This is a genomic window from Streptomyces sp. NRRL F-5123 (assembly GCF_000721495.1).
Classification (GTDB): domain Bacteria; phylum Actinomycetota; class Actinomycetes; order Streptomycetales; family Streptomycetaceae; genus Actinacidiphila.
The window spans coordinates 12,334-36,098 of record NZ_JOHY01000046.1 but is presented as its reverse complement, the minus strand read 5'-3'; the positions used below and the strand labels follow the sequence as shown (position 1 = coordinate 36,098).

Here is a 23,765-nt window from a genome sequence, read left to right as displayed (position 1 = left end):
GACCCCACACCGCACGGACAGCGCGATGCCCCGCCGGGCAACAACAGGGGCGCGGGGCTGCATCCGATGTGCGGCTGGCGCCGCGCGGGCGCGAGCAACCACCCACCAAGAGGAGATCGCGCGGATCACCCCAAGCCGCAGGGCGCCGCGCCCAACCCCGCCGCCAGCTCTTCGCACGCGGCGGTCAGGGGCGTCACGGACCACGTGAAAGCCCCGAGCCCCTCCGGGGACGTGAGGGACGACGCCTCGCCCGCGGCGGCGAGCGCGCGGACGTAGGCCGCGGGGTCGGTCGAGGCGAGGGAGAGCGGCGGACGCGCCCCCGTCACGCCGAGAGCGGCGAGGGCCACCCGCTGCGGGGCGTGCACCGCACCCGGCAGGGAGTCCGCGGCGACGTGCGCGGTGAGGTCGCACGAGGCGTCGGGGACGGGCGGGACCTGGCGGCCGGCCCGGTAGCCGGTGAGGGTCCCGTACGGCGGGCGGGCGTCGCGCATGTGGGCGTAGTCCACCGCGACGGCGAGCCCGGCGGAAAGGCTCCCGGCGGCCGCCGCCCACGCCCCGTCCCGCGGTACCCCGATCTCGGCCCGCGCGCCCGGCGCGCAGGAAGGCCACCAGCGGCGCAGCCACTCCGCATCGGCACCGCCCACCTCCGCGCCCAGGCGCTCGGCCCCGTCCGTGACGCGGACCTCGACGTAGCGGACGGCGCCCGACTCGTCCACCTCCGCGACGTCCAGCGGCACGTTGTCGAGCCACTCGTTCGCGAAGAGCAGCCCCCGCCCGCCCCGTGGCGGCTCCGCGGTCCAGGTCACCCGGGGGGAGAGCCCGGCGGGGCGCGGGGCCAGCTCGACCGCGTACGCCCGCACACGCCCGGCTACCTCGGGCGGCAAGGCCCCGAGGACGCCTTCGCACAGCTCGCCCCCACCCGCCGCCATGTCCGTGAAGGTCAGTTCCGCGGGGCGGCCGAGGGCCGCGTCCACCCGGCACAGGAGTTCCGCGACGGCCCGCGCGTAGAGCGGCGAGACGTGCACGGACGTGCGGAAGTGCGCGGCGGGGCGTTCGCGGACGAAAAAGCCGTCCGGGCCGTACAGGGCCCGGGCCATCGCCTGCCGCCAGGGGAGCCACCGCGGGGTGGGGCTGGTCACAGCGGGAACCTTCCTGGCCTGGTGATGCGTCGTAGGGCTGGGCACGGGGCCGCCCGGGGCCGGTAGGGTTCCGGCATACCACAGCGCCGCGAGCGCCAGCGTGCAGGTGGCGGCAGATGTGCGGTAAGGCAGTACGAGGGAGTGGACAGGGATGACGGCCGGACAAGACGGCACGCCGGAGAACGACGACCCGTTCGGGTATCTCTACCGGGCCGAGGACGGCAGTGAGCAGCCGGCGGCGCCCCGCACCTCGTACAACCAGGTGCAGCGGGTCGGTGAGCGGCGCCCGACGCAGCCGCAGGGCCAGCAGCAGGGCGGCTACCCGCCGCAGCAGGCCGGTCAGCAGCAGGGCGGCTACGGCTACCCGCCCCAGCAGGGCGGCCGGCAGCAGGGTGGTTACGGCTACCCGCCCCAGCAGCAGGGCTACGGCCCGGGTCCGGGCGGCCCGCAGGCGGGCGGCCCGCCGCAGTACACGCGGCAGCAGCCGCAGTACGCCCCGGGCGGCCCGGACGACGGGGGCCACCGCGGCGGCAGCGGCGACGAGGGCGGCGGCAACCGCCGGGGCCTGCTCATCGCGGCCGGCGCGGTCGTGGTCGTCGTCGCGATCGTCATCGCCGTCGCCATGACGAACAGCCCGGGCGACAAGAAGCCCGACGCCAAGGACACCACCCCGGCGGCCACCGCCAGCAGCGCGCCCACGACGGAGCCGACGCCGTCCGCGACCCCGACGCAGTTCGCGTCGGACAAGGTCGACGCGGCCACCCTCGTCCTGGGCAGCCCCGCCGCCGTGAGCACGCAGTGGAAGGGCGCGAACGCCGCGGGCGGCGCGTACGTCGACCACATGAACGAGGCCGGCGCCAGCGTGACGTGGAAGGTGACCGTCCCGGCGGACGACACGTACACCTTCTTCATCAACTACGGCAACGCGGGCGACGACGCGACACTGTCGCTCACCGTGAACGGCAAGATGCGCGCCACGCCCGTCAACCTCAGGAACTACGGGCAGTACACCGCGTGGGACAAGGCGTGGAACAACACCACCTACGCCTACGTCGCCCTCAAGGAGGGCGAGAACACGCTCCAGCTCTCCTACCAGCCCACCGACACCGGCGGCGTCAACCTCGACCAGCTGTGGCTCAAGCAGGGCCAGGTCAAGAAGTAGCGAGGGGCACGACCTCGACGCGCGGCAGCAGCTCGCCGTACGCGGCCGGGTCGTGGTCCCCGGCGGCCGGGTCGGGGCCGGGCGCCTCCGCCAGCGCGACCGCGCGGGCCAGCCGCTCCGGCCAGGGCAGGCCCGCCGCCGCGCCCGACAGCAGCCCGGCGAGCGCGCGGTCGGCAGCGCCTGCCCGGGCGTCGGGCCCGTGCCCGGGGGGCGGTGCGGCGCGCCAGCCGCCCTCCTCGGTGAGCACCAGCATCCCGGCGCCGCCAGGGCCCAGCGACGCGGCCACCGCCCGCGCCCCGCGCTGCCACGCGTCCCGCGCCGCCCGTACCGGCTCGTTGAATCCGGTCAGGCCCGCGAGCCCGGCGGCGTCCTGCACGACGAGGTCGGGCCGGGCGCCCAGACCGCGGCGCAGCGCGGGCCCGTACGCGTCCAGCACGACGTAGACGCCCGCCGCGCGGGCCTCGCGTATCAGCTCCGCGTACCCGCCGACCGGTACGCCCGGGGGCAGGCCCCCGCACAGCGCGACCGCCTCCGCCCCGCGGGCCAGCAGCCCGCGGTAGACGGCGAGCAGCCGCGCCCACTCGGTCACGGCCTCCGCTGGGCTCCCCACCACCGCGTCCGTGACCCGCGCGATCGGCTCCGCCGGGGCGGGCGCGAAGCCGGTGAGCGCGACGTCGTGCCCGAGCGCACTCAGCGCGCGGGCCACGCGTACGCCCTTGCCGGGCGGCGTGGGGGCGGCCTCCGTCGTGACGACGATCACCCGTCGATAATCCCGCACCTGCCGCTCCCGGCCCACCCCGGGGGTGGGCTTGCGTCTGCGCCGCGGGGCACTCGTTTTTCAGGGGCGTGGGGAACTGCTTTTCAGGGGCGCCTGGGAGGTCCCCCCACGCGCCCCCGAAAACGCTCGCCCCGCGCCGCAGGCGCGGCTTGAACGCGTGCCCGGCGGCGCGGCGCGGTCCGAATACGCTCGCCTCGAGCCGCAGGCGCGGCTTGAACGCGTGCCCGGCGGCGCGGCGCGGTCCGAATACGCTCGCCTCGAGCCGCAGGCGCGGCCTGAACGCGTGCCCGGCGGCGCGGCGCGGCCCGAAAACGCTCGCCCCGCGCCGCAGGCGCGGCCCTGGAACGGCCGCCCTGCGCAAGGGGGAGCCCATGGGGTCAGGGGCGGACGACCCACTCGCCCCGTCGCATCACGCCGGCCACGGCGTAATCCGCGTCGAGGACGACGAGATCCGCGTCCTTCCCCGCCTCCAGCGTGCCGACGCGGTCGGCGAGCCCGATCAGCCGCGCCGGGTTCGTCGAGATCGCGGCCACCGTGTCGGTGACGGAGAGCCCGTCGAGTGTGACGGCCCGCTTGAACGCCGTGTCGAGGGTGAGCGTGGAACCGGCGATGGAGCCGCCCTCGGCGAGCCGTGCGACGCCGTCGCGGACCTCGACCTTGAGCGGGCCGAGGTCGTACGTCCCGTCGCCGAAGCCGGCGGCGTCCATCGCGTCGGTGATGAAGGCGACGCGGCCCGCCCCGGCGGAGCCGAAGGCGAGTTCGAGGACGGCGGGGTGCAGATGGGTGCCGTCGTTGATGAGCTCGACGGTGATGCGCTCGTCCTCCAGCAGCGCCGCGATGGGGCCGGGGGAGCGGTGGGCCAGCGGCGGCATCGCGTTGAAGAGGTGGGTCGCGACGGTGGCGCCCGCGTCGATCGCCTCGACGGTCTGCTCGTACGTCGCGTCGGTGTGGCCGATCGCGGCGATGACGCCGAGTTCGGCGAGCAGCCGCACCGAGTCGATGCCGCCGGGGAGCTCCGATGCGAGCGTGAACATCTTCGCTGCGCCACGCGCGGCGTCCACGAGCTTGCGGACGTCGGCGGGGTCGGGGTCGCGCAGCAGCGTCTCGTCGTGCGCGCCCTTGCGGCACGGGTTGATGAAGGGGCCCTCGAAGTGGATGCCGGCGATGTCGCCCTGCTCGACGAGTTCGGAGAGCATCCCGGAGCGGCGGGCGAGGAAGTCCATGGACTCGGTGACGGTGGAGACGACGAGCGTGGTCGTGCCGTGCTCGCGGTGCGTGCGCACCCCGGTGAGGACCTCCTCGGCGGTGCCGGAGGTGAAGGACGCGCCGCCGCCGCCGTGGTTGTGGATGTCGACGAAGCCGGGGACGACGAGGTGGTCCGCGGGCAGGTCGAGGACGGCGCCGGCGTCGGGCGCGGGCCCGGAACCGTTCCCGGACGCCGTGTCCGCCGGGCCGGCGGAGGCGATCCGCGTGCCCTCGATCGTGATCCGGCCGCCGTCCACCACACCCGAGGGCAGGACCACACGGGCACCCGCCAGCACCGTGCGCTGCGTTGTCGTTACGGGAGCCATCAGGCGGTTACCTCCACGGAGAGTAGATCCCAGGCGAGCAGGCCCGCGCCCAGGCATCCGGCGGTGTCCCCCAGGGCGGCGGGGACGATGAGGGGGAGTTTCTGGAAGGTGATGCGGGACTCGACGGCGCTGCGCAGCGGGCCGAAGAGGGTGTCCCCGGCCTCGGCGAGGCCGCCGCCGATGATGAGCATCCGCGGGTCGAGCAGGGTGAAGCCGGTGACGAGGCCGGCGGCGAGCGCGTCGACCGCGTTCCGCCACACCTCGATCGCGCGCGGGTCGCCGGCCTCGACGGCGCGGGCGCAGTCCGCGGCGTTCGCGTCGGGCCCGCCGCCGGCCGCGGCCCAGGCGCGGGAGACCGAGCCGGCCGAGGCGAGGGCCTCCAGGCAGCCGCGTTGCCCGCAGCCGCACTCGGGGCCGTCGGTGCGTACGACGACGTGGCCGATCTCGCCGGCGTAGCCGTGGGCGCCCGCCTCGATCCGGCCGTCGATGCCGATCGCGCCCGCGATACCGGTGCCCAGGGCGAGGAAGAGGAAGCGGTCGGTGCCCTGCCCGGCGCCGATGCGGCCTTCGGCGAGCCCGCCGCTGCGGACGTCGTGGCCGAGCGCGACGGGGACGCCGTCGAGGCGGGCGGAGAGCAGGTCGCGCAGCGGGACGTCGCGCCAGCCGAGGTTGGCGGCGTAGGCGGCGATGCCGCGCACCTCGTCGACGATGCCGGGGACGGCGACCCCGGCGGCGGCCGCGGGCTCGCCGTACGCGCGCACGCCGTGGTCGCGCAGGTCCGCGGCGAAGTCCAGGATCGCCGCCACGACCGCGTCCGGTCCGCGCCCCCGGCCCGTCGGCCTGCGGTCCTCGTGCAGCAGCGTTCCGTCCGCTGCGACCAGGGCGGCTTTCATCCCGGTGCCGCCGACATCAAGGGCGATGACATGTCTCACGGGGGACAGTCTCCCGGGTAACCCCCAAAAAGGTCTAGTCCACTCGTCGAGGAAGATCCGCGGAACTGCGGGTCGTGACGCGCTGAGACTGCTGTGGCGTAGACCTCTTGGCGCGTACGGGTCGGCGTATGCGCAGGTCAGCGCGGTGGGCTGATTGCTGGACGGCCTCGCTTACGAAACAGTTTCGTAAGTGGTGTAGACCTTGGGTGAACCCATGGGGAAGACTCTGCGCTTCCGCAGACAATCCCTCCTCGAAGGCGGTAAACCGGCATGCGCGTCCAGCGGCGAAGGGTGCGGCGGCTCCTCGGCACGGGGGCGCTCGGCCTGAGCACGGCCCTGACCGTGACCGCGGTGAGCGGGTGCAGCGGGCAGTCCCCGCTGAGCAAGGACGTCACGTTGCACATGGTCGCCGCCGACTACGGGGACCCCAAGACGGGCAACAGCTCCACCGGTTACTGGAAGACCGTCGTCGACGGCTTCGAGAAGCAGCACCCGCACATCAAGGTCGACGTCCAGGTCGTCGACTGGGACCACGTCGACGACAAGGTCGACACGATGGTCAAGTCCGGCAAGGCCCCCGACATCGCGCAGATCGGCTCCTACGCCGGCTACGCCGCCAAGGGCCGGCTGTACAGCGCCGACAAGCTCTTCAGCATCAGCGAGCAGGCCGACTTCATCCCCTCCCTGGCGACCATCGGCTCCGTCAACCGGGTGCAGTACGGGCTGCCCTGGGTGTCCAGCTCGCGGCTGTTCTTCTACAACAAGACCCTCTTCGCGCAGGCCGGCATCAAGAAGGCGCCCAGGACCTGGGACGAGGTCGCCAAGGACGCCCGCAAGCTCAAGGCGAAGGGCGTGAAGGTGCCGTACGGGCTGCCGCTCGGCACCGAGGAGGCGCAGGCCGAGGCCCTCATGTGGATGCTCGGCGACGCCGGCGGCTACACCAGCAGCGCCGGCGCCTACAGCCTGGACTACTCCGGCAACGTCACGGCCTTCCGCTGGCTCAAGGAGAACCTCGTCAGCAAGGGCCTCACCGGCCCGGGCAGCCCCGCCAAGACCAACCGCCGCGACGTCTTCGCCGGCTTCCTCGCCGGCGACGTCGGCATGCTCAACGGCCACCCCACCCTGCTCGCGCAGGCCGAGGCCGCGCACATCGACGTCGGCCTCGCCGCCCTGCCCGGCCTCGACGCCCCCGCGCGCGACACGCTCGGCGTCGCCGACTGGATGATGGCGTTCAAGAGGAAGGGCGACGACCACCTCCAGGCCGACGCGGCCTTCCTCCAGTACGTCTACCAGCCCGCGAACTCGCGCAAGTTCCTCGACGAGTACGGCTTCCTGCCGGTGACCACCTCCGTCTCGCAGGCGATGGCGGCCGACCCGAAGGAGGCGGACATGAAGCAGTTCATCGACGTGCTGCCGACGGCCGTCTTCTACCCCATGAACAAGACGTCCTGGGGCGCGGTCTCTGACGAGGTCAAGAAGAGCATCGGCCAGGCGGTGGAGGCGGATCCCTGGCAGGTGCTCGGGGCGCTGCAGCGGTTCGCGTCCTCGCAGGGCGGGAAGTAGCCCCGTATGAGCGAGCACGCGGACGAGCTTCCGGCCAGGGACCGGGCGGTGCTGGACCTCGCGTCCCGCTCCTGGCCCGGTCCAGGCGCCCGCGACCGCGCGGTCCGCGAGCGCCTCGGGCTGTCGCCGACGCTCTACCTCCAGCGCCTCAACGCCCTCCTCGACGACCCGCGCGCCGCGGCGTACGCCCCGGCGACCGTCCGCCGCCTGCGCGACGCCCGGGCCGAGCGCCGCGGGAGGCGGTGAGGTCGCGCGGACTGCCGCAAGAGGCAGTCCGGTGCGCACGCCGCGGGTAGGTTAGGCGCATGGCCGAGATTCCGACGCCCGGAACGGGTGAGGGCCAAGAAGCCCTCGCCGCCCTCCTAGCCGAACCGCACCGTGCGGTCGTCGCACTGGATTTCGACGGCACCCTCTCCCCCATCGTCCCCGACCCCGAGCAGGCCAGAGCGCATCCGGGAGCGGTCCCGGCGCTGGCCCGGCTCGCCCCGCACATCGCCTCCGTGGCGGTCGTGACCGGCCGCCCGGCCGGCGTCGCCGTACGCTACGGCGGCTTCGCGGGCGTCCCCGCCCTGGAGCACCTGGTGGTGCTCGGCCACTACGGGGCCGAGCGCTGGGACGCGCACAGCTCCGCGGTGCACAGTGTGGGCGCCCACCCCGGGGTGACCGCCGTCCGCGCGGAGCTGCCCGGCTTCCTGGACCGCAACGGCGCCTGGCAGGGCACCTGGATCGAGGACAAGGGCGGCCGCGCGGTCGCCGTCCACACCCGTCGCGCACAGGACCCGGACGCCGCGTTCGACGCGCTGCGCGCGCCCCTGACCGAGCTGGCCGCCGTCCACGACCTGGTCGTGGAGCCGGGCCGCTACGTCCTGGAGCTGCGCCCGCCGGGCATGGACAAGGGCGTCGCGCTCGCCGCGTACCTCCGCGAGGTGGACGCCGGCAGCGTCCTCTACGGCGGCGACGACCTCGGTGACCTCGCCGCCTACGCCGCCGTCCGCGAACTGCGCAAGCAGGGCCTGCCCGGCCTGCTGGTCGCCGCCGCGGCCGACACGGAGGCCCCGCAGGAGCTGACGGGCCAGGCCGACCTGGTCGTCCCCGGCCCGGAGGGCGTCGTCGCGCTGCTGAACGCCCTGGCGGACGCCATCGGAGCCTGACCTCCCCGCCGTCCCGCCGCCGATCCCGGCAGCAGGTCGCGAAGCGGCGGACGAGAGCCGGGCGGGTCAGTCGGCGGAGGCTGACCCGCCCGCCTCCAGCGCCGCGAGCTGGTCGAGGAACCACCGCGTGGGCGGCAGCGCGGTCGCCGCGGCGGCGAGCCGCTTCGTACGGTCGGCGCGCTCCGCGTCCGGCAGCGTCAGGGCGGCGTTCAGCGCCTCCGCCGTCGCGCTCACGTCGTACGGGTTGACCACGATCGCGTCGTCGCCCAGCTCCGCGTAGGCGCCCGCCTCGCGGGAGAGGACCAGCGCGACCCCGTTGTCGGAGACCACCGGCATCTCCTTGGCCACCAGGTTCATCCCGTCCCTGATGGGGTTGACCAGCGCCACGTCCGCCAGCCGGTACGCCGCGAGCGAGCGCGCGAAGTCGTCGTCGACCTTCAGCAGCACCGGCTGCCAGTCGGGCGTCCCGAACTCCTCGTTGATCTCCGCCGCCACCCGCGAGACCTCCGCGGTGTAGTCGCGGTAGACCGCGAGATCCTGCCGCGAGGGGTACGCGAAGGCGACGTGCACCACCCGGCTGCGCCAGCCGGGCCGCTCCTCCAGCAGCCTGCGGTACGCCAGCAGGCCGCGCACGATGTTCTTGGACAGCTCCGTGCGGTCCACCCGCACCACGAGCTTGCGCCCCGGGCCCGTCTCGGCCCGCAGCGCCGCCATCCGCTCCACGACGTCGTCGCGCCCCGCGCGCTCGCGCAGGAAGTCCGCGTCGGCCCCCAGGCCGTGCACGCCCAGCCGGGTCGTCCGCCCCCGGTGCGTCACCGCCTGCCCGTCCGCCGACAGCTCCGCGCCCAGCACGTCCACGCAGCACGCCGCGAACGAGTCCGCCCACCGCCGGGTCAGGAAGGCCGCGCGGTCCGCGCCGAGTATGCCCTCCAGCACGGCCGCCGCGATGTCGTCCGGCAGCAGCCGGAAGTAGTCCGGCGGCGCCCACGGGGTGTGCGAGAAGTGCCCGATCCGCAGGTCGGGGCGCCGCTCCCGGAGCATCGCGGGGACCAGCACCAGGTGGTAGTCCTGCACCAGCACCGCCGCCCCGGGCGCGGCCGCCTCCGCGAGCGCGTCCGCGAAGGCCGCGTTGTACGCCTCGTAGGACGCCCACCGGCCGCGGAACTCCTCGTCGAAGACGGGCTCCAGCGGCGTCTGGTAGAGCATGTGGTGCACGAACCACAGCACGGAGTTCGCGATGTCGTTGTACGCGGCATGGAAGACGTCCGGGTCGATCGCGAGCATCCGCGAGCCCGGCTCGCCGACCCCGCGCCGCACCGCTTCCCTGTCACCTTCGCTCAGGGCCGCGCACACCCACAGCGAGTCGCTGTCCGACTCGATCGCGCTCAGCCCGGAGACGACTCCGCCGCCACCGCGCCTCGCTTGCAGCGCGCCGTCGGAGAGGCTGTACGCGACCGGGCCGCGGTTCGATGCGACGAGCACACGTGCGAGTCCATCCACGCTGCGTACCTTGCCGTACGGCTACCGCCTCAAACATCAGGGGCTTGGCGCTACCGCGCCGGGTGAGCGTCGCCCCTGAAAAACGCGCACCCCGCGCGGGAAGCGCAACCTCCCCACGCCCTGACGCTGCCCCGCAGGGGCTACGCGGCGCGGTGGTGCCGGTACTCCGGGACGGCGAGCATCGGGGGGCGCTCCTCCGTGTCGACCGCGTGGGTCGAGGGGACGAAGCCGGACGCCGCGCGGTCGTACTGCGTGAGGCGCGGCCGCACGAGGGGCCCGCGGGCCAGCCGCACGTGCGCCGTGCGGTAGATCGCCGCGGCCATGCGGCCCAGCGCCGCACCGTCCTGGTGGCGGTGGTGCCGGACGCCCACGTCCACCTGCCCGAGCGCGTCCAGCCCCACCAGGGCGAGAGCGTCGACGAGCATGCCCAGCTCGACCCCGTAGCCGACGGGGAAGGGGAGCCGTTCCAGCAGCGAGCGCCGTGCCGCGTACTCGCCGCCGAGGGGCTGGACGAAGCCCGCCAGGTGCGGCCAGTGCAGGTTGAGCAGCGGGCGGGCGACGAGTTCGGTGACGCGGCCGCCGCCCGCGGGGACGACCGTGCCGCCGGTCTCCAGCGGGCGGTCGTACATCGCCTTGACGAGGTCGACGCCGGGCTCGGTGAGGAGCGGGCCGACGATGCCGCTGACGAAGCGGGAGTCGAACTCCCGCAGGTCCGCGTCGACGAAGCAGACGATCTCGCCGCTGGTCACGAGCAGTGAGCGCCACAGCACCTCGCCCTTGCCGGGGAGCGCCGGCAGCCGCGGCAGGATGTCGTCGCGGGCGATGACGGTCGCCCCGGCCGCCGCCGCGGCCTCGGCCGTACGGTCGCGGGAGCCGGAGTCGACGACGACCAGCTCGTCCACGAGCGCGGCCCCCGGCGCCATGAGGTCGCGGCGGATGGCGGCGACGATCGCGCCCACCGTGCCCTCCTCGTCCCGCGCGGGCAGCACCACGCTCACGCTGCCGGCCGGCCCCGCCGCCCGTTTGGCGGCGAGCAGCAGGTCGAGCGGCCGCTCGCCGGCGGACCAGGACCGTGTGGCGAGCCAGCGCTCGACCTCTTCCAGCACGTTCAGCGCTCCCGTGTGTCCCGTGTGTGACGCATCTCGCGGTACGGACGGCTATCTCACCGGTGTCCGGTGTCGGATACAGTCTTGAACAACGCCCGTCCGCCCCGCATGCCGGGGCCGACCGGTGTCACAAACGCCCGGACCGGCTCAGCCGTCCGGTGCCATACCGCTCATCCAGAGGGGCAGAGGGAACGGCCCGTTGAAGCCCCGGCAACCCTCCCGCCGACCGCGAGGTCAGGTGGGGACGGTGCCAATTCCGGCTCGCGGCGACGTACGCCGTGGGGAAGATGAGGAGAAAGGGCCTCGCCACCATGGCTGTGCAGAACACCGCCACCACCACCCCCCAGGACGCCTCGCAGGACGCCGCCTTCGGCCCCGCCGTGGCGCTGTCGTGCCGGGAGTGCGGCACCCGCTACCCCCTGACCCCGGTCTTCGCGTGCCTGGAGTGTTTCGGGCCGCTGGAGGTGGCCTACGAGCTGCCGGCCGGCGATCCGGAGCGGCTGCGCAAGCAGATCGAGGCCGGCCCCGCGAACATCTGGCGCTACGCCCCGCTGCTGCCCGTCCCGGCGGACGTGACTGCGAAGCAGAACCTGAACCCCGGCTGGACCAAGCTCGTCAAGGCCGACAACCTGGCCCGCGAGCTGGGCGTCACCGGCGGCCTGTACGTCAAGGACGACTCCGGCAACCCGACGCACTCGTTCAAGGACCGGGTCGTCGCCATCGCGCTGGAGGCGGCCCGCACCTTCGGCCTCACGACGCTGTCCTGCTCCTCGACCGGCAACCTGGCGGGCGCGGTCGGCGCGGCCGCGGCGCGGGCCGGCTTCCGCTCCTGCGTCTTCATCCCGGACGACCTGGAGCAGGGCAAGGTCGTGATGGCCGCGGTCTACGGCGGCGACCTGGTCGCGATCAAGGGCACGTACGACGACGTGAACCGCTTCTGCTCGGAGCTGATCGGCGACCCGGCCGGCGAGGGCTGGGGCTTCGTCAACGTCAACCTGCGCCCGTACTACGGCGAGGGCTCCAAGACGCTGGCGTACGAGATCGCCGAGCAGCTCGGCTGGCGGCTGCCGGACAACCTGGTCATCCCGATCGCCTCGGGCTCGCAGCTCACCAAGATCGACAAGGGCCTCAAGGAGCTCATCGCGCTCGGCCTGGTCGAGGACAAGCCCTACAAGATCTTCGGCGCCCAGGCCGAGGGCTGCTCGCCGGTCTCGGCGGCCTTCAAGGCCGGCCACGACGTCGTGCGCCCGGTCAAGCCCGACACCATCGCCAAGTCGCTGGCGATCGGCAACCCCGCGGACGGCCCGTACGTCCTGGACATCGCCCGGCGCACCGGCGGCGCGATCGAGGACGTCGACGACGAGCAGATCGTGGACGCCATCAAGCTGCTCTCCCGCACCGAGGGCATCTTCGCCGAGACGGCGGGCGGGGTGACCGTCGGCGTGCTGAAGAAGCTGATCGAGACCGGGCAGCTCGACCCGGCCGCCGAGACCGTCGTGCTGAACACCGGCGACGGCCTGAAGACCCTGGACGCCGTCTCCCCGACCACCGGGCCGACCGCGACCATCGCCCCCTCCCTTGCCGCCTTCCGAGAGGCTGGACTCGCATGAGTGCTTCCGTCCGCATCCCCACGATCCTCCGCACGTACACCGGGGGCCAGGCCGAGGTGCCCGCCGAGGGCGCGACGCTCGGCGAGGTCATCGAGTCGCTGGAAAAGAATCATGCGGGTATTTCCGCCCGGGTTCTCGACGACACCGGAAAGCTCCGGCGTTTCGTGAACGTCTATGTCAACGACGACGATGTACGGTTTTCCGACGGACTCGCCACCGCGGTGCCGGACGGCGCCAGCGTGTCGATCATTCCCGCGGTCGCCGGCGGCTGATAGCGGATACCCGGCGCCGGATACCGAGCGTGAGCGAGAGCTTGATCCGGTAGCGTCACGGAACTGACGAGAATACGCAGAAGCTTCGACGTTTAAACCCCGCCCCATCCGGGAACTGCTTTCGCCCCGGGTGGGGCGCCCTCATGTGCGGCGCGAAGTCGTAGCGCCGATTTATCGGCAAATTCACAAGAGATAAGCGTGCTATGTCCGCTGTGTCCGGTCCGTATTGCCCCACATTATCGTTTCTTCCTGGGGTATTTCGGATGCGTCGCGCCAAGAATTCTCGTCCAATTGACCTGTTGCGGACGGCATCCGTGCAGATACATTCAGCCGCGGTCGACGCGTTCCGGCGCACACCCCCACGGGGGTGAGGTCTGACCCGGACCCGCGGAGCGCGGGGCCGCGATAGGGCCAGTAATAGGGGAGTTAGGAATGGCTCAGGGCACCGTCAAGTGGTTCAACGCGGAGAAGGGCTACGGCTTCATCGCGGTCGACGGTGGTGCGGATGTCTTCGTCCACTACAGCGCGATACAGATGGACGGCTACCGCACCCTCGAAGAAGGCCAGCGAGTCGAGTTCGAGATCTCGCAGGGTCAGAAGGGGCCGCAGGCGGACATGGTCCGCGTGGCCGCCTGATCGGCACGGGCGCGTTCGGCCACCGACGCGACGCCAGGAAGGGCCACCCCCGCACGGGGTGGCCCTTTCGCCGTTGAGGCCCCTCGCAGGGGTGCCCCGTCCGTGGGGGCGCTTGCACTCGGCAGGGGAGAGTGCTAATCATTGGCGTTAGCACTCTGCGCGTGAGAGTGCCACTTGGACCGGGTCGGTGAGGCCCGTCCGGACGCCGGGAAGGAACCGGCGGCCGGCAGGCCGTCCGTCGCGGGCGCCACGCGGTCCGTTCCACCGCCCCCGCCTCCGGTGGGGGAACCCCCAGTCCGCGGAGGACACTTCACATGGCTAAGATCATCGCGTTCGATGAGGAGGCGCGGCGCGGCCTTGAGCGCGGGATGAACCAGCTCGCCGACGCCGTTAAGGTCACTCTCGGCCCCAAGGGCCGCAACGTCGTCCTTGAGAAGAAGTGGGGCGCCCCCACGATCACCAACGATGGTGTGTCCATCGCCAAGGAGATCGAGCTGGAGGACCCGTACGAGAAGATCGGCGCCGAGCTGGTCAAGGAAGTCGCGAAGAAGACCGACGACGTCGCCGGTGACGGCACGACGACCGCGACCGTCCTGGCCCAGGCCCTGGTCCGCGAGGGCCTGCGCAACGTCGCCGCCGGCGCCAACCCGATGGCCCTCAAGCGCGGCATCGAGCGTGCCGTCGAGGCCGTCTCCGCCGCCCTGCTGGAGCAGGCCAAGGACGTGGAGACCAAGGAGCAGATCGCTTCCACCGCCTCCATCTCCGCCGCCGACACGCAGATCGGCGAGCTCATCGCCGAGGCGATGGACAAGGTCGGCAAGGAAGGCGTCATCACCGTCGAGGAGTCGCAGACCTTCGGTCTGGAGCTCGAGCTCACCGAGGGCATGCGCTTCGACAAGGGCTTCATCTCGGCGTACTTCGCCACCGACCTGGAGCGTATGGAGGCGTCGCTCGACGACCCGTACATCCTGATCGTCAACTCCAAGGTGTCCGCGGTCAAGGACCTGCTCCCGCTGCTGGAGAAGGTCATGCAGTCGGGCAAGCCGCTGCTGATCATCGCCGAGGACGTCGAGGGCGAGGCCCTGTCGACCCTGGTCGTCAACAAGATCCGCGGCACCTTCAAGTCCGTCGCCGTCAAGGCCCCGGGCTTCGGCGACCGCCGCAAGGCGATGCTGGGCGACATCGCGATCCTCACCGGCGGCACGGTCATCTCCGAGGAGGTCGGCCTCAAGCTGGAGAACGCGGGCCTCGACCTGCTCGGCCGCGCCCGCAAGGTCGTCATCACCAAGGACGAGACCACGATCGTGGACGGCTCCGGTGACGCCGACCAGGTCGCCGGCCGCGTCAACCAGATCCGCGCCGAGATCGAGAACAGCGACTCGGACTACGACCGCGAGAAGCTCCAGGAGCGCCTGGCGAAGCTCGCGGGCGGCGTGGCGGTCATCAAGGCCGGTGCCGCGACCGAGGTCGAGCTCAAGGAGCGCAAGCACCGCATCGAGGACGCGGTGCGCAACGCCAAGGCCGCCGTCGAGGAGGGCATCGTCGCCGGTGGTGGCGTGGCCCTGCTGCAGGCCTCCGCGGTCTTCGAGAAGCTGGAGCTGGACGGCGACGAGGCGACCGGCGCCAACGCCGTGAAGCTCGCGCTGGAGGCCCCGCTCAAGCAGATCGCCGTCAACGGCGGTCTCGAGGGCGGCGTCATCGTCGAGAAGGTCCGCAACCTGCCGATCGGCCACGGCCTGAACGCCGCGACCGGCGAGTACGTGGACATGATCGCCGAGGGCATCATCGACCCGGCGAAGGTCACCCGTTCCGCGCTGCAGAACGCCGCGTCGATCGCCGCGCTGTTCCTGACCACCGAGGCCGTCATCGCCGACAAGCCGGAGAAGGCCGCCGCGGCCGCTCCGGGCGGCATGCCCGGCGGTGACATGGACTTCTGATCCCCTCAGGGATCATCCGTCCTGCACGCACGAAGCGGCGCCCGCTCCCCGATCGCTCGGGGGCGGGCGCCGCTTCCGTTCTGCGGGCGGGCGCTCCGTCGCGGGCCGTTACACGGGCCGGGCCGACTCCAGGGCCTCGCGCAGATGGCCGTCGGACTCCCGCAGCAGCCGGTCCGCGGTCGGGGCGTCCACGCGGGCGAGCAGGGTCAGGATGGCGGGCTTGACCTCGCCGTCGGTCGCGGTGAGGGCGTCCTCGATCGCCGCGTCGTCCGCGCCGGTGGCGAGCGAGACGATACGGCGCGAGCGCGCGCGCAGCTTCTCGTTGGACGCGCGGACGTCCACCATCAGATTCCCGTACGTCTTGCCCAGCCGGATCATGGTGATCGTCGAGAGCATGTTGAGGACCAGCTTCTGCGCGGTGCCGGACTTCAACCGGGTGGAGCCGGTGAGGAGTTCGGGTCCGACGACGACCTCGATGCCGTGCTCGGCGGCGGCCGCGAGCGGCGACCCCGCGTTGCACGCGAGGCCCACCGTGAGCGCCCCGAGCGCCCGGGCGTGCTCGACCGCGCCCAGCGCGTACGGGGTGCGCCCGGAGGCCGAGACCCCCACGACGGAGTCGGCGGCGGTCAGCCCGAGCGCGTCCAGGTCGCGCGCGGCCAGCTCCTTGCTGTCCTCGGCGCCCTCGACCGAGGTGACCATCGCGGACGGCCCGCCCGCGATGAGCCCCACCACCTCCCCGCCGGGCGTGGTGTTGAAGGTCGGCGGGCACTCGCTGGCGTCCAGCACGCCGAGCCGCCCGGCGGTCCCGGCGCCCGCGTAGACGAGCCGGCCGCCGCGCGACATCCGGGCGGCGATGCCGTCGATCGCGGCGGCGACGGCGGGCAGCTGGGCGGCGACGGCGGCCGGAACGGTGGCGTCCTCACCGTTCATCGTGCGGGCGATCTCCAGCGTCGTCATGCGGTCGATCTCGGCGAGCTCCGGCCGGAAGGCCTCGGTGGTCAGCGTGTCCAGTTCGCGACGCAGCTCGGTGTACTGGGGCATATGCGGCTCGTTCATCCTTCTCGCAGGGGTCGGCTCGGCGGGTGGGGCCGCAGAAGGGGGCTTGGTGCAGTATGTCAGGCAATGACCGGTTATGGCGTCGGGCGGTCCGCCCGTCCCGGCGCGGGCCCGGCGGAGGCTGGTGGGGGCGTGCGGGGACTGTCCGGGCGCCCGCATGTCCCGTGCGGGGCCCGGCGGTTCGCGGCCTGACCGGCCGCGTGCGGGGGTTCGGGCCGGTCGGGGTCAGCCGCGGCTCGGTCGGGGTCGGTGGCGGTGGGCGAGGGCCTCGTAGGAGGCGGCGAGCGCGGGGGCCGCGGTCTCGTACGTCCGCTGTGCGACGCCCACGAACAGGCAGTCGACGACGAGGAGTTGGCTCGTCCGGCTGGACATCGCGGCGGGCCGCAGCTCGCTCTCGCGGGAGCAGGACGTGGTCAGCACGACGTCCGCCCACTGCGTGACCGGACCGTCCGGACGGCCCGACACCGCGATCGTCGTCGCGCCGCGGTCGAAGGCGGCCCGCAGCGGATCGATCACGTCGTGCGTGCTGCCGGAGTGGGTGATGGCCACGGCGACGTCGCCCGGCCGGAGTTGGACGGCGTTGGTGACCGCCAGATGGGGGTCGGTGTGCGCCTGCGCGATCAGCCCGATGCGCAGCAGCTTCTGCGCCAGGTCCTGCCCGACCAGCCCGGAGGCGGCCGTGCCGTACACGTCGATCCGCCGGGCTCCCGCCAACGCGGCGACGGCGGCCTCCAGTTGGGCCATGTCCAGCTGGGCGGCGGTGTCGGCGAGGGTCTGCTGCTCCTCCAGGGCGAGTTTGGCGACGACGTCGGGCAGCGGGTCGTCCACCGCGATGTCCGCCGTCACGGCCGGCGGCACCCCGGCCGCCTGCTGGGCGGCGAGCGCGGCCAGGGCGAGCCGCAGATCCCGGTAGCCCGGGTAGCCGAGCAGCCGGGCGGTGCGGACGACGGTGGCCTCGCTGGTGCCCGTGCGGATCGCGAGGGCGGTGACGGTCTGCTGGGCGCAGCCGGCCGGATCGCCCGCGACGGCCTCCGCGACGCGCTGCATGGAGCGCGTCATGGACGGGGCGAGCGTACGGACCTTGGCGGCGAGCGCCCCCGGGTCGGGGGGCGTGACGGGTATGACGGGCGCGTCCGGGCTGCCGCGCAGCGGGCGGACACCCGGCGGGAAATTTTCCTTCACGCTGTGGGTCACTCTATGAAAGGTATTTTCACGCCATCGGGCCGTCAAGCCGTGGCCGGCGCCGCGGCTCACCCGGGGGCGGGCCAGTCCCCGCGGGCGGCCAGGTCCAGCACGAGTGCGGCGATGTTCCAGGCGTCGTCGTCCCCCCGGTGGTGCCGCCCCTCCAGCGGCAGCCCCGCGACCTCCAGCGCCTGCGCCATCCCCGGCCTGCGCCGCAGCCCGTACGCAGCGGTGAAGGCGGTCTTCGCGTTGGTGTGCGCGCTCCCGAAGGGATACGGCGTGCCGGTGCGGCGGCACTGCCGCGTGAACTGGTTGCGGTCGTAATCCCCCCAGCTCGCCCAGGGCAGCACGGCCGCGCGGTGCTCGGCCGCGAGCACGCGGCAGGCCTCGGCGAAGCCGGTGCCGCCGTCCACCTCGTCCTGCGTCAGCCCCGTCAGCTCCGTGCAGAAGGCGCTCACGCGCGAGCGGTCCGGCCGCACCAGCAGCCGGTGCTTCGCCCGCCGGGTGCGGGTGCGCAGGTCCACCACGGTGAGGCCGATCTCGATGATCTCGCTGACCTGCCCGGCGGGCGGCTGCCCCTCCCAGCACGTCGCCTCGACGTCGACGACGTTGAGGAGATGGGGGGTGTCCATGTCCGCGAGCATAGGAAGCTCCCGCTGCCGGGGGCCATCCGTTTTCGCCGGGGGGCGGCCGCGCCGCCGGGCCGGCCAGGGCCGCGGGGTCCTCACCGGCAAGGGATAATGGGGCTCATGGAAGACCCGGCGGAAGCGGCGTTGCACGAGGCTCGCGCCCGCGTCCTCGCGGATCTGGGGGCGCGGGAGGTGACCGGTCCCGCGATCGTCTCGCTCGTGGAGGAGGCGGTCGCCGAGCGCCGCTGGTGGGTGGGCAAGTGGCCGGACGGCGCCGACTTCGTCCCGGGCCTGGTCGCCCAGGACGTGCAGGACGCGCTGCTGGAGTCGTACGGCCGCTGGCCGCTGTGCCCGTACTGCGACGACCCGCACGCGCTCGCGGTCGAGCCGGAGCTCGGCCCCGACCCGGTCTGGGTGTGCGAGGTGCGCCGCGAGGCGATCGCGCCGGTCGGCGAGCTGGGGCCGCGTGCGGCGGGGCCGCAGCCGTGACCGTGTACCTCGACCCTCCGACGTGGCCGGGCCACGGCCGGATGTGGTCCCACCTGGTGAGCGACGTCTCGTACGACGAACTGCACGCCTTCGCGGCCCGGCTCGGCGCCCCGCCGCGCGCGTTCGAGCGGGACCACTACGACATCCCCGCCGAGCGCTACCCGGACGCGGTGACGCTGGGCGCGGTGGAGATCGGCAGCAAGGAACTGGTCCGCCGCCTCACGCAGGCGGGGCTGCGCCGCCGCAAGTACGACCCGCGGCGCGGGGGCGGCGCCTGAGGCGCGCTCGCGGCCGGTGCGGCGGACGGCCCGCCGGGCGCGGGCGGGCGGCGCCGCCGACCGCACGTCACGGCTCCGGGGCGGCTGCCTCCTCCGCCGGGGCGGCGGGCCCTTCGGCGCGTTTCCCGGCCCCGGCGTCCGCAGCCGCGCCCGACGGCGCCTCGGCCGGTGCGGCGGCCACGACGGGCCCGAACCACGTCTCCGCCTCGTGGCGTATCCCGAGCCCGGAGGCCGCCAGAGCCACTTCGCGCAGCGTCCGGCCGTTGCGGAGCGCGACGGCACACAACCCCGGCAGGGAGAGCGTGTCCCCGGGCGGCCCGGGGAGGAGCGGGTGGTCAGGGCGTCGGAGGAAGGCCTCGAGACGGAGTTCGGTCCGTACATCGCGGTCGAATTCGGCGTCCTCCGGCGGGAGTTCGAAGCCCAGCACCTCGAAGTCGGCCCGGGACCCCGGCGGGCGGATGCCCAGCCACACCGCGAGCGCGTAGCGCTGGGCAGCCGAGGCGACCCGCGCACGCGCCCGGCCGTGCGGACCTTCCCCTGGCGCAGGCGGGGGCCAGGGGGCTTCGCGGAACCGCTCCATCACCGTGTCGGCCTCCGGGGACGTCCGGGTCGAGAACAGCAGCTGCTGCCTGCCCCGCAGCGCGGCGGTCAGCTCCATCGCCGCGCGTTCGTAGTGGCCCGCGGCGACGACGGCGTCCGTTGCCGCGCGGAGCCGGTCGTGCACGTCGGCCGGGATACCGGGGACGTCGAAGCCGAGGTCGCGCAGCCGGCTGATGACGACGTCCGTGGGGCGCCCGTCCCGGGCGGCCACGGCAAGGAGGTGCAGAGGGTGCACAGGGCGGTCGGCCCAGGGCGAGAACTGGCCGTATTCCAGCAGCAGCCGGTCGTCCTCGGCCAGCTCGGGGAGCCGCTCCGGCGCAGGCGTGACGAAGCCGAGGCCGCGCAGGGCGGCGGCGGTGTCGGCGACGGAGCGCCCGCACGCCGCGGCCGTCAGCGTCAGCTGGGCGGCGCTCACGTGGACGGCGTCGGTGAAGGCCGGAAGCTCCCGCAGGCACGACCACAACGTCCTGAACAAGGCCCTCGGTTCGGCGAACGCGGGCACCGCGGCTGCGGGCGGCGTCGGCACGGTGTAGCCGAGTTCGCGCAGCCGGGCGGCCGCCCGGGCGACCGGCACCCCGGCCAGTACGGCGCTGAACGACACCTGCGCCGAAGGGAGTTCGCCCTCGGACGGCAGCCACTCCTGCCTTCCTCCCAACGGCCTGAGCAACGGCAGGTCAGCGGGCCCCGCCGCGGCGAGACCCGCCAGGGGCGCGACGCGGTAGCCCAGCTCCCGGAAGCGGTCGGCGACGGCCTCCGGGCTCAGTCCGCTGTTCGCGACCACGCTCAGCACCTCGCCGGTGCCGACCTCGGCTGACGACGGCCGCCAGTCGCAGAGGAAACGCAGGGTCCGCGCCCAGAGACCGGCCACCTTGTGGACGAGACTCTGTGTGGCGGTCTCCGTGAGGTTCACCCCCGACGTGTCCAATTGGTCCAGCCAGAGCTGCGGTTTCCCCTCGCGGTGCAGCAGCAGGAAGTCACTCGGCCGCGCGAACCCCGAGGCGTGCGGCCCCGGGCCCTCGAAACCGTCCGCCCCCAGGGCCCGGTGGAGGGTCGGCAGGCGCCAGCGCAGCAGGAAGGGCGGCATGCCGCGCAGCAGGGCGGCGACGCGCAGGCGTCTCGGGGAGGCGGCGGCGTCCGTCCGGATCAGCGGAAGCAGCAGCCGGTCGACGGGCAGAAAGCCCGTGGCGCCGAAGGGCATCGTCGTACCCCCCAGTTCCCAGAGCCGGCCGGCACGCTCGGCTGCCGCGGCGACGGCGTCCGCGAGGGACGGGGCGAAGGCGCTCATCTCCGCCAGCCACACCCATTCCGCCATGGCCGCGGCGGCGCCCTCGTCCCGTCCGACGGCGTCCCGCGCGAGGCGGATGACGTGGGACAGCGGGACATCGACGGCATGGGCCCTGTCGACGGTCAGCTTCAGCTGATGCGGTCCGTGGAAGTTGACGAGCACGCCGTACGGCAAGGGACCCGGGGGAGGGGCGCTCGACACGAGCGTCTGGCCCAGGCGGGGCCGGGGCGACCGGTCGGGGATCGTCACCGCGAGGCCGTCGGCCAGGAACAGGCCCTTCCCCCTCGTCCACCACAGGTCCGGATGTCCGGACGCGACCGGCCGGGGCTCCCGCGCCACGTCCGCCGGAGGCCTGAGCACGCCCGGCTCCCACACCGCCCGCCGAGCCCCCTGCTCGGCCACCGTCCGGTACTGCGCCACCCACAGCACCCGCTCCAGCACGTCCACCACCGACACCGGCGCGCGCCCGCGCGAGAGCAGCAGCCGTACCACCGTGCCGGGTTCGTCACCCTCCCCCAGGTCCTCGACGCGGAAGAGGTTGCCGGGGCCCGCGATCGTCACCCTCAGCTGACGCCCGGGGCGGCCGTCGCGGCCGAGGCGGCAGGTGCGGACCTCGATCTCGTCGGCGAGCATGAAGTAGCTCAGGACGCCGATGCCGAAGCGGCTGTTGGGGAAGAGCTGGACGGGCGGGTCGAGTTGGGACCACTGCGCCTGCTCCTCCGCGTATTCGGGGAGGTCGACGAAGCGGGCGCCGCCCTGGGCGAAGGCGCGGGCGAGTTCGGTGACGCCCATGCCGACGCCGTTGTCGTGGCATTCGAGGTAGCCGCGGCCGTCGGGGGCGATCCCCTGGCGGAAGGTGACCGTGCCGGTCCACGCGGGCATGCGGCGGCCGGTGCCGGTGCGGGCCAGGTACTGGGTGCGGGCGTCGCGGTGGCGCAGCGCGTCCAGGGCGTTCTGGTACAGCTCGCGGACGGCGAGGTCGCGGTCGCCGTAGAGGGATTCGCCCATCAGCAGTTCCTGGACGCGGTCCTCGGCGAGCTGGAAGCGGATGCCCTCGGTGAGGTGGTGGGCGGCGCCGCCGGTGAGCCGGACGCGGTCGGCGTCGGCGTACGCGGGCAGCGCGTGCAGCGGCCCGCCCCCGGCGCTGCGGCTGATGTCGCGCAGCAACGCGTCGGTGCGCGTGGCGTGTTCACGCAAGGCGATCTGTACGGCGGGGTGCCCGCACTCGGCGTTGAGGGAGCGCCCGGCGCCCGCGCCGCGCCAGTCGGAGCCGCGCAGGGTGGCCAGCAGACCGCCGGTGTCGACGGCGTCGGACACGCCGAGGTGCTCGGCGACGATCTCGGAGAGGTCGACGGGGTCGACGGCGAGCGCGTGCGCGGTCTTGGCGAGGGCGCCGACGACGTCCTGCCGGACCAGGTGCTCGTGGCCGGTGGACGCGGCCACGGTGTCGGGGAGCGCGGGGCCCTGCGGGTGGGCGAACGGCGCCTGCCGCTGGTCCTGGAGGAAGTGCGCGAAGCGCGCGGTGCCGAGCGCGGCGGAGCACCACGCGGGGCGCGGCGGGCGGTCGGGCAGCGCGAGCAGGGCGGTGAGCGCGCCGCCGGTGTAGAGCTCGGGCTGGTGCAGCAGCCAGCGGTGGTGCAGCCACCAGCGGATGCGGGCCGCGTCGCCGTGCGGGTCGGCGGCCTGGTCCAGGGCGGCGAGTCTGCGCACCAGACGGGGGTGGCTGCGTGTGAAGGCCTGGAAGCGGTCCTGTTCGGGGCGAGGTGCGGTGCCGTCCAGCACCCCGGCCCGGCTCGCGGCCTGCCGCGCCCAGTACGCCTGCGTGACGAGCGGCAGCAGCACGAGGAGTGCGGCCTCGGTGGGGGAGAAGACGGTGGCGGGGTCGAGGCCGCGGACGAGGAAGTTCGCGCGTTCCTGCGTGCGGGTCGCCAGTTCGGCGTCGTGCCACGGGTCGTCGGCGAGACGGGCGCCCGACTCCGCGTAGTCGCGGACGAGTCGGGCCGCGAGCGTCTGCGCGGCCTCCTGGACCGCGTCCCGCGCGGGCCCCGCCGCCGTACGCTCCCAGGCCGCGTGGCCGGTGACCGACCGCACCCACGGGTGCACACCTTCGTCCTTGGGCGGTCCCGGCAGCACGGTGAAGTCCGCGCCGTCCAGGTCGGTGGCGAGCCGGACGACCTGCGGGCTGCCGGGCTTCGCGTACGCGCGGTGCAGCGCCGACACCCGCTCCTGCACCTGCTGGTGGAATTCGCCGAGGTCCACGGCGTGCGGCAGCTCGGCGACGACCCCGGCGACCGCGCGGGAGAAGAGGCTGAAGGACTCGCCGGGCGAAGAGCCGTCCGCCGCCCGCTCGTTCGGGGTGACGAAGAGCGCGACCTGCGCGGGCGAGCACGCGTACACGTAGCCGACCTTGCGGCGCAGGGCCGCCGCGATCCGCTGCCTGCCCCACCCCTGGACGCCCGCGGGGCTCATGGCGTCGCGCGCGAAGCCCTCGCGGCAGGCGTCGACGAGGAAGAGGACCTGCGCGGCCGCCGAATCCTCCAGCTCCCGCTGCCAGTCGATCGCCACGCAGCATTCGGCGAATGGCCGGATCGCGAAGCTGGCGTCCTCCGGGATGAGGTAGTCGGTGCCCTCGAAGCGCTGCCCGTGGCCGCTGAGCACGACGAGCAGCACGTCGTCGCGCCGCGCCTCGCGCAGGAAGCCGCCGACGCGGGCGTTCACCGTCGTGCGGATGATGCCGCGCGGCGCCTCCAGGACCTCCACGGACGCGAAACCCCGTGCGATCAGGGCGGCGTGAAGCTGCCGCAGGTCCTCCGGCACGAAGGGGAGATCGCCGATCGCCGGGTCGTCGTAACTGCTCGCCCCGATCAGCAGCGCACGGTACGCCACGCC

20 protein-coding genes and 1 riboswitch are annotated in these 23,765 nt (G+C 73.8%); of the genes, 10 read left to right on the top strand and 10 right to left on the bottom strand.

Annotated features, from left to right (window positions below):
• Positions 1-125: 125 nt before the first annotated feature.
• Positions 126-1,097 (bottom strand): SAM-dependent methyltransferase, encoded by a 972-nt coding sequence (locus IH54_RS40340; RefSeq protein WP_052397984.1) that lies wholly within the window; start codon positions 1,095-1,097, stop codon positions 126-128.
• A gap of 193 nt (positions 1,098-1,290) precedes the next feature.
• Between IH54_RS40340 and IH54_RS0128770 the strand changes: the two genes are divergently transcribed.
• Positions 1,291-2,301, top strand: a complete 1,011-nt coding sequence (locus IH54_RS0128770; protein ID WP_031522350.1) for a hypothetical protein — start codon at positions 1,291-1,293, stop codon at positions 2,299-2,301.
• Here the strand turns inward: IH54_RS0128770 and IH54_RS0128765 are convergent.
• From IH54_RS0128765 to IH54_RS0128755, 3 genes are all read right to left on the bottom strand, one after another.
• Positions 2,291-3,061, bottom strand: a complete 771-nt coding sequence (locus IH54_RS0128765) for a PfkB family carbohydrate kinase (protein WP_052397981.1) — start codon at positions 3,059-3,061, stop codon at positions 2,291-2,293. The two genes, IH54_RS0128770 and IH54_RS0128765, sit on opposite strands and share 11 nt — an antisense overlap.
• Before the next feature lie 395 nt (positions 3,062-3,456).
• Complete coding sequence (gene nagA, locus IH54_RS0128760) at positions 3,457-4,650, bottom strand: N-acetylglucosamine-6-phosphate deacetylase (RefSeq protein WP_031522346.1); 1,194 nt, start codon at positions 4,648-4,650, stop codon at positions 3,457-3,459.
• The gene (locus tag IH54_RS0128755) at positions 4,650-5,582 is read right to left on the bottom strand and encodes an ROK family protein (protein WP_031522344.1); all 933 of its coding nucleotides are present in this window, start codon (positions 5,580-5,582) and stop codon (positions 4,650-4,652) included. The genes nagA and IH54_RS0128755 overlap by 1 nt, the downstream gene beginning before the upstream one ends.
• A 270-nt stretch (positions 5,583-5,852) precedes the next feature.
• On the opposite strand from IH54_RS0128755, the gene IH54_RS0128750 reads away from it, so the two are divergent.
• Genes IH54_RS0128750 through otsB form a run of 3 tightly spaced genes read left to right on the top strand, consistent with a single transcriptional unit; the run spans position 5,853 to position 8,296 of the window.
• Positions 5,853-7,145, top strand: coding sequence for an extracellular solute-binding protein (locus IH54_RS0128750; RefSeq protein WP_031522342.1), 1,293 nt, complete (start codon positions 5,853-5,855; stop codon positions 7,143-7,145).
• A gap of 6 nt (positions 7,146-7,151) precedes the next feature.
• Positions 7,152-7,391, top strand: coding sequence for a DUF3263 domain-containing protein (locus tag IH54_RS0128745; protein WP_031522340.1), 240 nt, complete (start codon positions 7,152-7,154; stop codon positions 7,389-7,391).
• Positions 7,392-7,450: 59 nt separating this feature from the next.
• Positions 7,451-8,296: a trehalose-phosphatase gene (gene otsB / locus IH54_RS0128740; RefSeq protein ID WP_031522339.1), complete on the top strand. Its 846-nt coding sequence runs from the start codon at positions 7,451-7,453 to the stop codon at positions 8,294-8,296.
• A gap of 66 nt (positions 8,297-8,362) precedes the next feature.
• Here the strand turns inward: otsB and IH54_RS0128735 are convergent, their stop codons facing one another.
• Positions 8,363-9,778, bottom strand: coding sequence for an alpha,alpha-trehalose-phosphate synthase (UDP-forming) (locus IH54_RS0128735; protein ID WP_234343978.1), 1,416 nt, complete (start codon positions 9,776-9,778; stop codon positions 8,363-8,365).
• A gap of 158 nt (positions 9,779-9,936) precedes the next feature.
• Positions 9,937-10,902: a glucosyl-3-phosphoglycerate synthase gene (locus IH54_RS0128730; protein WP_031522337.1), complete on the bottom strand. Its 966-nt coding sequence runs from the start codon at positions 10,900-10,902 to the stop codon at positions 9,937-9,939.
• 167 nt (positions 10,903-11,069) lie between these two features.
• A riboswitch (SAM riboswitch) is annotated at positions 11,070-11,196 on the top strand.
• Positions 11,197-11,213: 17 nt separating this feature from the next.
• Between IH54_RS0128730 and thrC the strand changes: the two genes are divergently transcribed.
• From thrC to groL, 4 genes are all read left to right on the top strand, one after another.
• On the top strand, positions 11,214-12,512 hold the full coding sequence (thrC, locus tag IH54_RS0128725) for a threonine synthase (RefSeq protein WP_031522336.1): 1,299 nt from the start codon (positions 11,214-11,216) through the stop codon (positions 12,510-12,512).
• Positions 12,509-12,784, top strand: coding sequence for a ubiquitin-like small modifier protein 1 (locus IH54_RS0128720; protein ID WP_031522335.1), 276 nt, complete (start codon positions 12,509-12,511; stop codon positions 12,782-12,784). Before thrC ends, IH54_RS0128720 begins: the two co-directional genes overlap by 4 nt.
• 432 nt (positions 12,785-13,216) lie before the next feature.
• On the top strand, positions 13,217-13,420 hold the full coding sequence (locus tag IH54_RS0128715) for a cold-shock protein (RefSeq protein WP_003949956.1): 204 nt from the start codon (positions 13,217-13,219) through the stop codon (positions 13,418-13,420).
• Between the two features lie 314 nt (positions 13,421-13,734).
• Positions 13,735-15,357 (top strand): chaperonin GroEL, encoded by a 1,623-nt coding sequence (gene groL / locus IH54_RS0128710; protein ID WP_031522334.1) that lies wholly within the window; start codon positions 13,735-13,737, stop codon positions 15,355-15,357.
• Positions 15,358-15,465: 108 nt separating this feature from the next.
• On the opposite strand, the gene murQ is transcribed toward groL, so the two are convergent.
• From murQ to IH54_RS0128695, 3 genes are all read right to left on the bottom strand, one after another.
• Positions 15,466-16,398 carry an N-acetylmuramic acid 6-phosphate etherase gene (gene murQ / locus IH54_RS0128705; protein WP_107060288.1) on the bottom strand — a complete coding sequence of 311 codons (933 nt, stop codon included), beginning with the start codon at positions 16,396-16,398 and terminating at the stop codon, positions 15,466-15,468.
• Positions 16,399-16,638: 240 nt separating this feature from the next.
• On the bottom strand, positions 16,639-17,607 hold the full coding sequence (locus IH54_RS0128700) for a MurR/RpiR family transcriptional regulator (RefSeq protein ID WP_031522332.1): 969 nt from the start codon (positions 17,605-17,607) through the stop codon (positions 16,639-16,641).
• Positions 17,608-17,663: 56 nt separating this feature from the next.
• Positions 17,664-18,227 (bottom strand): 3'-5' exonuclease, encoded by a 564-nt coding sequence (locus tag IH54_RS0128695; protein WP_234343976.1) that lies wholly within the window; start codon positions 18,225-18,227, stop codon positions 17,664-17,666.
• Between the two features lie 108 nt (positions 18,228-18,335).
• On the opposite strand from IH54_RS0128695, the gene IH54_RS0128690 reads away from it, so the two are divergent.
• Positions 18,336-18,713 carry a hypothetical protein gene (locus IH54_RS0128690; RefSeq protein ID WP_420711805.1) on the top strand — a complete coding sequence of 126 codons (378 nt, stop codon included), beginning with the start codon at positions 18,336-18,338 and terminating at the stop codon, positions 18,711-18,713.
• Positions 18,710-18,991 (top strand): DUF4031 domain-containing protein, encoded by a 282-nt coding sequence (locus tag IH54_RS0128685; protein ID WP_031522329.1) that lies wholly within the window; start codon positions 18,710-18,712, stop codon positions 18,989-18,991. Before IH54_RS0128690 ends, IH54_RS0128685 begins: the two co-directional genes overlap by 4 nt.
• Before the next feature lie 67 nt (positions 18,992-19,058).
• Here the strand turns inward: IH54_RS0128685 and IH54_RS0128680 are convergent, their stop codons facing one another.
• Positions 19,059-23,762, bottom strand: a complete 4,704-nt coding sequence (locus tag IH54_RS0128680; protein WP_031522327.1) for a caspase family protein — start codon at positions 23,760-23,762, stop codon at positions 19,059-19,061.
• Positions 23,763-23,765 lie beyond the last annotated feature (3 nt).

What these genes read in the sequence shown, in the direction of transcription:
- IH54_RS0128695 (WP_234343976.1), bottom strand. Translation starts at nt 18,227, where the DNA reads ATGGACACCCCCCATCTCCTCAACGTCGTCGACGTCGAGGCGACGTGC.
- nagA (WP_031522346.1), bottom strand. Translation starts at nt 4,650, where the DNA reads ATGGCTCCCGTAACGACAACGCAGCGCACGGTGCTGGCGGGTGCCCGT.
- groL (WP_031522334.1), top strand. Translation starts at nt 13,735, where the DNA reads ATGGCTAAGATCATCGCGTTCGATGAGGAGGCGCGGCGCGGCCTTGAG.
- IH54_RS0128720 (WP_031522335.1), top strand. Translation starts at nt 12,509, where the DNA reads ATGAGTGCTTCCGTCCGCATCCCCACGATCCTCCGCACGTACACCGGG.
- IH54_RS0128770 (WP_031522350.1), top strand. Translation starts at nt 1,291, where the DNA reads ATGACGGCCGGACAAGACGGCACGCCGGAGAACGACGACCCGTTCGGG.
- otsB (WP_031522339.1), top strand. Translation starts at nt 7,451, where the DNA reads ATGGCCGAGATTCCGACGCCCGGAACGGGTGAGGGCCAAGAAGCCCTC.
- IH54_RS40340 (WP_052397984.1), bottom strand. Translation starts at nt 1,097, where the DNA reads ATGGCCCGGGCCCTGTACGGCCCGGACGGCTTTTTCGTCCGCGAACGC.
- IH54_RS0128690 (WP_420711805.1), top strand. Translation starts at nt 18,336, where the DNA reads ATGGGGCTCATGGAAGACCCGGCGGAAGCGGCGTTGCACGAGGCTCGC.
- IH54_RS0128745 (WP_031522340.1), top strand. Translation starts at nt 7,152, where the DNA reads ATGAGCGAGCACGCGGACGAGCTTCCGGCCAGGGACCGGGCGGTGCTG.
- IH54_RS0128715 (WP_003949956.1), top strand. Translation starts at nt 13,217, where the DNA reads ATGGCTCAGGGCACCGTCAAGTGGTTCAACGCGGAGAAGGGCTACGGC.
- IH54_RS0128750 (WP_031522342.1), top strand. Translation starts at nt 5,853, where the DNA reads ATGCGCGTCCAGCGGCGAAGGGTGCGGCGGCTCCTCGGCACGGGGGCG.
- thrC (WP_031522336.1), top strand. Translation starts at nt 11,214, where the DNA reads ATGGCTGTGCAGAACACCGCCACCACCACCCCCCAGGACGCCTCGCAG.
- murQ (WP_107060288.1), bottom strand. Translation starts at nt 16,398, where the DNA reads ATGCCCCAGTACACCGAGCTGCGTCGCGAACTGGACACGCTGACCACC.